The organism is Aquimarina sp. (assembly GCF_977115655.1).
Map to the genome: position 1 here is coordinate 1 of NZ_CDSBKO010000115.1, position 7,090 is coordinate 7,090.

Annotated in this window: 4 protein-coding genes; all 4 read left to right on the forward strand. The window is 38.1% G+C overall.

The features are described 5' to 3' along the window. On the forward strand, window positions 1–509 hold a 509-nt coding region (locus ACZIYX_RS23335), incomplete at its 5' end, for a DUF2345 domain-containing protein (protein ID WP_462684676.1). Between the two features lie 9 nt (window positions 510–518). Further along, window positions 519–1,412 (forward strand): hypothetical protein, encoded by an 894-nt coding sequence (locus tag ACZIYX_RS23340; protein WP_462684677.1) that lies wholly within the window; start codon window positions 519–521, stop codon window positions 1,410–1,412. An 11-nt stretch (window positions 1,413–1,423) separates the two neighbouring features. Then, a complete protein-coding gene (locus ACZIYX_RS23345; RefSeq protein WP_462684678.1) occupies window positions 1,424–5,701 on the forward strand; it encodes a PAAR-like protein in 4,278 nt (1,425 codons plus the stop codon). A 9-nt stretch (window positions 5,702–5,710) separates the two neighbouring features. Beyond that, window positions 5,711–6,889 (forward strand): SH3 domain-containing protein, encoded by a 1,179-nt coding sequence (locus ACZIYX_RS23350; RefSeq protein ID WP_462684679.1) that lies wholly within the window; start codon window positions 5,711–5,713, stop codon window positions 6,887–6,889. Window positions 6,890–7,090 lie beyond the last annotated feature (201 nt).

A 7,090-nucleotide genomic window follows, 5' to 3' on the forward strand; every position in this document is an offset into this window, starting at 1 on the left:
TTTTTAACGGTTCTACCGGTGCAGGAGGACAAGACCAAAACAACTACAAAAGTATTATTACCCGTAGCGGGCATACTATAGAGTTTAACGATACCGATAATAGCGAGAGCATTACCATAAAAGATAAGAACAACAATGTTATCCATATTGACACCAATGGCAATAATATCACGATTTCTGCTAACGAAACCATAACACTAAAAGCAAAAAACATCCATCTGGATGCCGAAGAAAATATTACCGCTACCTCAGGAAAAATGACAGAAGTGCATGCCGGCGAAAATGTGATGGTTAATGCAGGCGAAAATATAGAACTGTCTGCCAGCGAAGACCTTATAGAACAAGCAACCAATAAGGAAGTCAATCTTACAGAAAAAAAGACAGTTATTGCCAGCGAGATAGAAGAAACTGCCGATAAGATACGTTTGGATAGCAGCAAAGAAAATCTGGAGTTGGCCTCTGGCAAAGAGATAGATTTGCAGAGTGGCGAAAAAGTAAGGTTGTTTTAATACTACGATATGTTTTGGTCCACCAAGAAAAAAGCACCTAAAAAAATAAGAACCATAGGGCAGGCCTTGCAAGAAGACAAAGTACCTGTATGGCAAAATAAGTATATACTAGAGATACAAACACAAGTACATACACCCGACCTAAAAACCAAAGATACGATCCGTAACCCGTTGGATGTGGTAACCACGCTGGTATACGATTGTACCATAGCGTTCTATAAACAAGATGCAGGTAATAGTTTATTATTAATAGATACGGTGTATAAAAACAAAAAAGACCAGGCAACGCTTACGGTTATAGAAGAACTGTCCCATATTATAGGACGGCATGCCAATACCGTTGTTTATGAAATAGATACCAAAACCATGCTACCGGTAGCAATACACAATTATGAGGATGTGGTACGGTTATGGCAAAAGGACAAAAAAATTATCGGGGAGTATTATATGGGCAGACCAGCACAAGTATTGATGCATAGTGCCGATCAAAAGATCATGGATCAAAACAGATATACCCGGCTCCTGTACAGGGCATTTCCTAATGGGATCCTGGTAGATACATGCTGTGCTTATTACCAACCCACAAAAAAGCCATATACTATTTTTAGCCGGGTACTGCCCAATGGCGATGTTACATTACCTGTAGAAATACATACAAAAAGCACACAAGAGTTTGCCTATAGCGCACATAGCCAAGAGGTATTGAATGCAGAAATGGCTAAAAAAACATTTCAGATAAAACAGTCCATACCAGATAAGGAGTACCTGTTGCAAACCAACTTAGCGTGTACCCTATCGTTACAACCCGATAAAAAAAGTTGGGATAAAGGATCTTGGGCACTCGACATAGATTGCAAAGGAGTATACCACAAGCGAATCGATCTTACATTAACGGCATTATAAAAAACAAAAGGATGAACCAAGAAAGTCGAGAAGAAAATGACAAAGCAGAAGCCTCTGGGATTTTGGTATGCAAAAATGCCACCTGCTCTTGCGAATTTGGAGGGCCTCCTGCAAAATTGCAAGTAACAAGCCACCAAAAATACTATATAAACGATCCCCAAGGGGCAGAAAAATTAGTCGCCCTGGATACAGACAACCAGTTTTTGCCAGCTACTTTTGTAAGCTGCACCAAGGACTCCCCATATAAACAATGCAAATATGCACCCCAACCGGGAGTAAAATGGGAAGGCCCCGGGCATTTTACAGAATGCGACAATAAACCCGTTATACTGGATAGTTACGAGCTTACCTGCCCTATATACCAAGGTAAAATAACGATTCAGCACCATGGGCAAACACAAGGCACTACAGCCTCACAGGTCGTGCAAAGCAACCCGGATACCTGTGCGCAGTTAAGTGGGTTGCTCACCGAAGAAGAACTGGCAGAAGCAGCACGAAAAGTATATCCCGGTATTTCTGGTATTACTATAAAAGAAGGCGTAAAAAAACAACATGGCGAGGATAAGGACAAGCCCTGTTATTTGCAAAACAAAATAACCCTGGGCGTAAAAAAATTCTCTAAAGAGGGATATACCGCAGACGAAAAAGCAAGAACCTGCTGGATCGTTTACCAGGGGCATAGTTTTGATACGGTGCTGTCACACGCCAAAGATGTGGGAGAGCTTTTTGAGTTTTTACCTGCAGAACCCGGTAAATATCGTATAGAAGCGTATGGTACCAGAAGTGCTGCCAATTGGGACAATGGGACAGACAGGGATGGCTTTACCACAAAAAAAGGAAGTACCGCCCCATACCCAAAAGTAGCATTGGCAGCGATAAAAACCAAACATGTAGCCTATACAGATATTACTGTAGAAAAAAACGGGCTTTATGATATAACCTATACAGGGCAACAACAAGGGCATACAATAAAGACCAATGTCAATACTTATAAAAACGTTATCAACTGGAATATCCCGATAACACTAGATGCCAAATTGGTATATCCGGAAAACCCGGAAGACAATACAGCACAAACCTTTAACTGGTTTATAACCGATAGTGAAGGGACCGCAGTGCTTATAGCTACAGAAGATAACGGCAAGGCAAAACTAACCCACACTTTTGCCATCCCCAACAACCCTGTAGAAGCCTATACGATTACATTAGTCTATACTAATGGCTGGGGGGATAGTAACACCAAAACGATAGAAGTTACTTTGTTTTTAGAAAACTGGGTAAGCACTGTACAATGCAGTAAAGCAGTAAAAAAGATCAGGCCCAATACCGCCATGCCACCTTTTACCGCAAAATTTAGGTTAGAAAACGCTAATGAAACCCAGCGCAGTGGGGTTAATTGGGTGTTGATGTATTATGCCAACCTAAAATATGAAGACTTTGCTAAGTTTAAAAAAGGAACTGTTAGGGTTACTACCAAAGAGGACACTCTCGAAGAAGGAACCAACACCAGAATAGTAAAAAACGTGACCTATGCAAAATACAAACACCACAATGCCAGGATCGATAATCTAAGCAGTTTTAGGGGGGAACCTGTCTTTACGTTACCCACTAGTTACCATACCGTAAAAGGATTGTATGTTCTGGAAGCCTTTAAGAATACAGCAGACGGCAGGGGGTTGGATAGTTATGCTTTTGAGGTAACCGATAATGAAATCATAACCGTTAAAGGAGAAACCACGGCACGGGTAAAAGAAAGTACCACATTTAGGGTGCAAAATTGTTTATTTAGCCAATATATCCCCAATACCGATGGCGATATACACTGGGAGTATAAAAAAGAAGAAGACAACACCTATACCCCATTAAAAACCATTGGACAGCAATGCACAATAACCTTTAATACCAAAGGGAACTATTTGGTTAGGGCATATATAAAAGATGCTGCCAAGTGTACCCCCTTTACCATAAAAACAGGCGAAGCCAAAGTACTAAAATCCCTGTGGGTAGACGAGGACAACTATGCGTATGGTAACGATACAGCAAGTTATAAGATCACCAAAGCAGGATTGGACCAGCAAGTATATGCCTATGCAACACTACAAGGAGTAGCCAACGAAAAAGTAACCCTACAGATATGGGAGCAGGCAGATAAGCAAGAAGTGATCCAAACCATAAAAGAGGTGCAAGTAAATGGTAAAGGGGTGTTAAAACACCCTGTAGCTTTAGATACCATAAAACAGGTACAGGATGGCAACCGATTGGCATTTAGGATTTTTAATGCAGCAGGAAAAAGCATTCACAAGGTTAGTAACACCTACAGCCGAAAATTAGGCATATATGACGACAAAAAACTATTAAGGGCATATTATACCGATGGTAGTGGTACTATCCTTACTAAATTTATGCAGTACGGGCAACAAGTCACCCTGGAGATCGTTACGTTGAATATGGTAGGTAAAGAATTAGAGGTAGAGCTATACCAACTTATAGATTGGAGTCTTTTGGATTGGAACGGCGATACAAAAGCCATTGCAGATACCAAGCAAAAAATAAAAATAAATAGTAACGGCAAGGCAGAGCTACAATTTACGATAGACGAGTGTTGGGAGTTGCAGTATGCCAAGGAAGATAAAGGATATCTGGAGATCATCCCAAAGATTAACGATAATTTTTATGGGGGATTATCCACCAACCAGAACAATTATATCTACCGCCTTAAAGTAAGCCCCGAGGCAGAAAAACTAAATGCAGAAAAAAGCCCGCAAAGTTGTAATTTGGTACAAGTAGAGAAAGTAGCGGGTAGTAGTGAAAAAAAGAGTAATAATGGTTGCCCTAATTGTGATGCAGATATTACTATGGCACAGATAAAATCTCTTTGCAAAGTAGATGAAAACGGATTACAAGAAGCAATAGATTTCTTAAATTCGCAACGAAGCTTTTTTAGACTAACCACCTGTACGCGCAAAGCACATTTTTTGGCACAATTAGCGGCAGAAAGCCAGTTTACCAGTATGGAAGAAGGGTTTATCTATAACTGGAAGTCCTTAAAAAAAACTTTTGGTAATTTTGGTACTGCTTATGATAGCAATAATTCTAAGGCAAAAGAGTGGGGCTATGGTCATGGCGGTAAAACCAAAGTCGAAGTTACAGAAACCGATAAACGTAGCATTGCCAATTGGGCGTATGGCAAAGCTCCCAAAGCTTCCGATTTAGGGAACACTGCAATAACCAGTAATTGGGGCGATGAAGATGCGGATGGGTGGAAATATAGGGGAAGTGGATTTATACAACTTACAGGAAAAAGTAATTTTAGAAATGTTACCACCAAATACAATACATGGATTGCCAGATTAAACGAAGATATTACAGAAGAGGATTTTAAAGAAAATCCAGAAAAATTAAGGACCAATAAAACACTGGCAATGGCAGCAGCCCTGATCTATTGGAAAGATAAAAATATCCTTACCCGATCCGATATGGGGGTGGGCGATGATGCTTTAAAAGCGGTAACCTATAGGATCAACGATGCTTTTAAAGGGTATGCCCATCGAGAATCCTATCTGGAAGAAGCGGTAAAAACCTTAAAGGTAGAAGATTGCCCGGATTACAAACACCGTAAAGGACAAAAAGGGTCTGTGGTAGTGATTAGTGGGAAACCTCATGATATGTTTGCATTTACTGCGGATAGAATATATGCTAGATATACAACTTCTGTGTACAGGAGCATGACACTTGAGAAATATAAAGAACTGAAAGAAAATGATAACCTACCAAACCCCGACTATGTTACATATTTAAGTAGGGATGCTTTTGATTTAACGAAAGATGGAGAATATGTTCTTCATTCTGAGTTGCGTTATGGAACTAATAATGAGTGTCCACCAGGAAATGATTATTATTTGGTTTCTAAAGAGGATTCTTCTAATCCTACTAAAGGGAGTTATACCATGTATATTTCAGACAACAATAATAATAGGGATATTCAAGGACCAGATGGTTTTAGGGATGGAATTGCTATTCACGAGTTTACTCCTAGAGATTCTCAAGGGTGTCTTACTACGGTTACTGGAAAAGACAAAACTAAAGTTGAAGAATTGTACAATGAAATCCCTGATTTATTTTTGCACAAGGATATGAAAAATGCCAAGCGAACAGATGATAATAAGGTAGTACATAATATGAGTATAGAACGTCGTTACGTGCGAGTTATTTTAGAAGAAAGAGAAGTCGAAATAGGAACTTGGGAAAACTCGGCAAATGGGACTAATAAATTTATAGGAATAGAATAATTTTAAGATATGAAAAACTTTTTCGCATTAATTATTGTAGTTAGTTTTTTTTCTTGTAAAAAAGCTAAAAGTCAAATTTCAAATGATAATAAACCTAAAAAGGAAATGACAAGAAAGAATAAACCAGGAGAAATAAATTGGGATGATAAATTTTTTGAACCAGGTAAAAAAGCTATAATGGATTGTGATTTTAAGATTCCTTCGAAAGAGCTTTTTGAAAAAAAAATGAACCAAATTTTTAAGATAGACATAAAAGAGCATACTGGTGCAAAAGCTTTATGGTTAGATTACTATAAAGGGGAACCTACAGAAGAAAATATAGCTGCATCTCTCGTGGGTATGCTCTCTGGTAGATATATAAATTATGCTGATGGTATGGATCCTGATGATATTATTCCAGATCATATGTGTAAGTTTAATAAAATGATTTTTTATAATGATATTCAAGCTACCAATTGGTTTAAAACAAATGCTTCTTATGCAATTGTAGATTTAATCAAGGACAATGGGGATATTAAAAATAAAGATTTATTAAAATTTGTTTTTAATAAAATAGATTTAGCTAATGCTAATGAGCTAGAAGAACTTCTTTTTGGAACTTATGCTAGAGGTAAAGATTATAAATATGCCCTACGCAAAGATATGTTGGATAAAATGATCGAATACGGTGCAGAATTATCCCAATTGTCTACGGTAGCCAATAGAGTATCTAATGGCAATCCAGAATCTTACGAAGAGGATACAGAGGAGCTGTATGCCTATCTTATGGCACATTGTTATAAAGCAGGGCAATCTGGGATTATAGAATACTTATACGATACCGATCCAAAAATGATCGAGGTTTTTAGGAAAAAAGATTTTTATGGTATCGAAGATCTGGAGGATTTTACAGACAATTTTTATATCCCAAAAAACAAAAGGTTTGGTCTTAGCTCTTTAGGTCCCGATCCTTATATAGCTTATGGTGTTATTAATGATCCTGATGGGTATACCAATTTACGGGATGGTAAAGGTACTTCTGCCAAAGTGATCAAAAAGATAAAAGAAGGAGAAAAATTTGCTATCGAAACCAACACAGGGGATTGGTGGTCAGTGGTCACAGAAGATGGTATAAATGGCTGGATACACAGCAGTAGGATAAAAGTAATTGAGGGTTTTTCTTTTGAGATGAACTACCGTAAGAATTAGAAATTTTATCAATCCTTAAAAAATAGAGTGGTTCATTTTACTATAAACTGCTCTTTTTTTATGTTTTTTAAATCATCCCAAAGGTTAATGGCGTATTTTACGGGGGATTGTCCACCAACCAGAACAATTATATCTACCGCCTTAAAGTAATACCATTTCTTGTTTGATATTACTGTAATAATTTGTATTTTGCAATATGCC

Coding starts and splice junctions, on each gene's coding strand:
- ACZIYX_RS23345 (WP_462684678.1), top strand. CDS start 1,424: ATGAACCAAGAAAGTCGAGAAGAAAATGACAAAGCAGAAGCCTCTGGG.
- ACZIYX_RS23350 (WP_462684679.1), top strand. CDS start 5,711: ATGAAAAACTTTTTCGCATTAATTATTGTAGTTAGTTTTTTTTCTTGT.
- ACZIYX_RS23340 (WP_462684677.1), top strand. CDS start 519: ATGTTTTGGTCCACCAAGAAAAAAGCACCTAAAAAAATAAGAACCATA.